The following is a 2,775-nucleotide window of genomic DNA, read 5'->3' on the forward strand; positions in this document are numbered from 1 at the left end:
TGGCGAGCCAGTGGATGGGGCGGGGGGAGGCGTGCGCGTGTGCCAGTTCCGGGACGTCGGGATGCTGCACGAGTGGGTGTCTCCCGTGGAGGGACGGTGCCGGTGGGATGCCCTGCATCGTGCCACACGTCACAGCCCCGCGGAACCGTGGGGTCGCCGTGTGCGCAGGTCTTCCACCCGGCGGGCACCCCGCGTCGACGTGCGGCGACGCGGGGGACGCCGGAAGAGGGTGCCGCCAACAGCAGGGCGCACCTGTCGGGTTGCCGTGCGGGGCGCGGCAACCCGACAGGTGCGCCGGGGAGTTGCGGGGGCGTACGGGCAGGGCCCGCACGCCGGGTGGGAGGTACGGCTAGCGGGAGCCGCCGTCGGCGTTGGGGCCGGCGTAGTCCTCGCCGTAGGCGCCCTTGGCGGGGCGGCGGCGGCGCATGGGCGGCTCGACGCCGTCCGCGAGGCGGCGGGCGGTGAGCAGGAAGCCGGTGTGGCCGATCATCCGGTGGTCCGGGCGGACCGCGAGGCCCTCGATGTGCCAGTTGCGGATCATCGACTCCCAGGCGGTCGGCTCGTTGAAGCAGCCGATCTCACGGATGGACTCGACGGTGCGGGCCAGCTGCGTGGTGGTGGCCACGTAGCAGCAGAGGATGCCGCCGGGGACGAGCGCCTTGGAGACGGCCTCCAGGCACTCCCAGGGGGCCAGCATGTCGAGGATGACCCGGTCGACCTCGGTGTCGCTGAGGTTGTCCTGGAGGTCGCCCACGGTGAGCTGCCAGGCGGGGTGCTCGCCTCCGAAGTAGCGCTCCACGTTCTGCTTCGCGATCTCGGCGAAGTCCTCGCGGCGCTCGTAGGAGTGGAGCATGCCCTGGTCGCCGATGGCGCGCAGCAGGAAGGAGCTGAGCGATCCCGAGCCGACGCCGGCCTCCACGACGCGGGCGCCGGGGAAGATGTCGGCGAAGGCGAGGATCTGCCCCGCGTCCTTGGGGTAGACCACGGCGGCGCCGCGGGGCATGGACAGGACGTAGTCGGGGAGCAGGGGGCGCAGCGCCAGATAGGCGACGTTCCCCGTGGTGCGGACAACGCTGCCCTCGGGGGCGCCGATCAGCTCGTCGTGCGGGAAGGAACCCTTGTGGGTGTGGAAGTTCTTTCCCGCTTCCAGCGTGAACGTGTAGTGGCGGCCCTTGGGGTCGGTCAGCTGAACCTGGTCCCCGACCTTGAAGGGCCCGCGCCTGCGGGCGGCACCGGTCGGTTCGGACATGTGACCAGCCTACCGGTCCGTGAAGGGTGTCCCGACCGGGCCGGTCGGCCGCGGCGGGCCGGGCCGCTCAGCCGCGACGGGCCATCGCCTTCACGAAGGCGTTCTCGACGTCGGCGGCCGACAGGACGCCGTAGATCGCGCCGGACTCCTCCACCACCAGGTACTCGGTGGCGGGGGCGGCCCGCAGGGTCTCCAGCAGCTCCTCGCCGCCCAGCTCGGCGGAGACCCGCATGCCCTCGGTGAGGTCGGTCGCCAGGGTGCTCACCGCGACCCAGGGGCGCCGGTGCTCGGGGACGCCGGCGATGCCGGTCTCGCGCACCAGGGACAGCGGCTCGCCCACCGCGTCCACCACGACCAGGGCCCGGGCGCCGGCCTCGTTGGCGCGGCGCAGCGCCTCGGAGACGGGGGTGTCCGGCTGCACCGGGACGGCCCGGCGGGTCAGGGTGCGGGCGCGCAGCTGGGGCAGGCGCTCGCGCAGCCGGGCCATGCGGAGGCTGTTGCCCGCGCCGGTCCACATGATCGCGGCGACGATGGCGGCGAGCAGCGCGTCCAGGACGGTGTCCATGCCGTCGGTCTCGGCCTGGCCGACCGCGCCGGAGCGGGTGAGCAGCGGGAAGCCGATGAGGACGGCGACGGCCAGCGCCCGGCCGGCCCACGCCGCGGCGACGGTACCGGCCATGGGCCTGCCGGTGATCTTCCAGACCACGGCGCGGAGCATCCGGCCGCCGTCCAGGGGCAGGCCGGGGAGCAGGTTGAAGGCGGCGACGATCAGGTTGGAGATCATCAGGCCGGCCAGCAGGACGCCGGGCACGGTGCCGGGCTCCACGGCGAACAGGGACAGGTAGAAGACGCCGGCCAGCACCAGGGAGAGCAGCGGGCCGACGAAGGCCAGCACGAATTCCCGGCCGGGGGTCTCGGACTCCTTGCCGATGTCGGAGTAGCCGCCGAAGAACTGGAGCTGGATGCGGCGCACCGGCAGCCGGAAGCGGAGGGCGGCGACGGTGTGCGCCAGCTCGTGCACCAGCACCGAGGCGTAGAGGGCGACGGCGAAGAACAGCGAGACCAGGTACCGGGCGGCGCCGAGGTCGGGGAGGATCCGCTCGAGCTGGTTGCCGAAGACCCAGGTGATCAGCGCGGCGACGAGGAACCAGCTGGGCGACACGTAGACGGGCACGCCGAAGGGGCGTCCCATCAGCAGCCCGCCGCGGGTCTCCTTCTCGTGGTCCTGCGGTCCGCCCGGCCGTCCGGCCCCCTTGGGGGCGGGACCGTGGCCCTGGGCGAGCGTGCGCCCCGAGGGGGTCACCGGAGCCTCCGTGGGCGGCTCCTGCGCCTTCGGCACCGCCCGCTCCTGCTCGCCGGACCGTTCCTTCCCCGCGGCGGTCGCGGACTCGGGCTCGACGTCGCGGGGCCGCGGGGGACCGGGTTCGGCGCCGGGGGCCTGCGCGGGCTCCGGCCGGGAGTCGCCGTGCTGCGCGGGCTCCGGCTCGGCGTCGTGCGCCCCGGTCGCCTCGGGCACGGGCCCGGAC

The 2,775-nt window shown here is 74.3% G+C and carries 2 protein-coding genes; both read right to left on the minus strand.

What is annotated here, in order from left to right:
- Window positions 1–349: 349 nt before the first annotated feature.
- The gene (locus ACOV8S_RS24535; RefSeq protein ID WP_351112553.1) at window positions 350–1,249 is read right to left on the minus strand and encodes a tRNA (adenine-N1)-methyltransferase; all 900 of its coding nucleotides are present in this window, start codon (window positions 1,247–1,249) and stop codon (window positions 350–352) included.
- 67 nt (window positions 1,250–1,316) lie between these two features.
- The gene (locus ACOV8S_RS24540) at window positions 1,317–2,765 is read right to left on the minus strand and encodes a site-2 protease family protein (RefSeq protein ID WP_448320446.1); all 1,449 of its coding nucleotides are present in this window, start codon (window positions 2,763–2,765) and stop codon (window positions 1,317–1,319) included.
- Window positions 2,766–2,775 lie beyond the last annotated feature (10 nt).

This window comes from Streptomyces sp. CO7, from assembly GCF_053474865.1.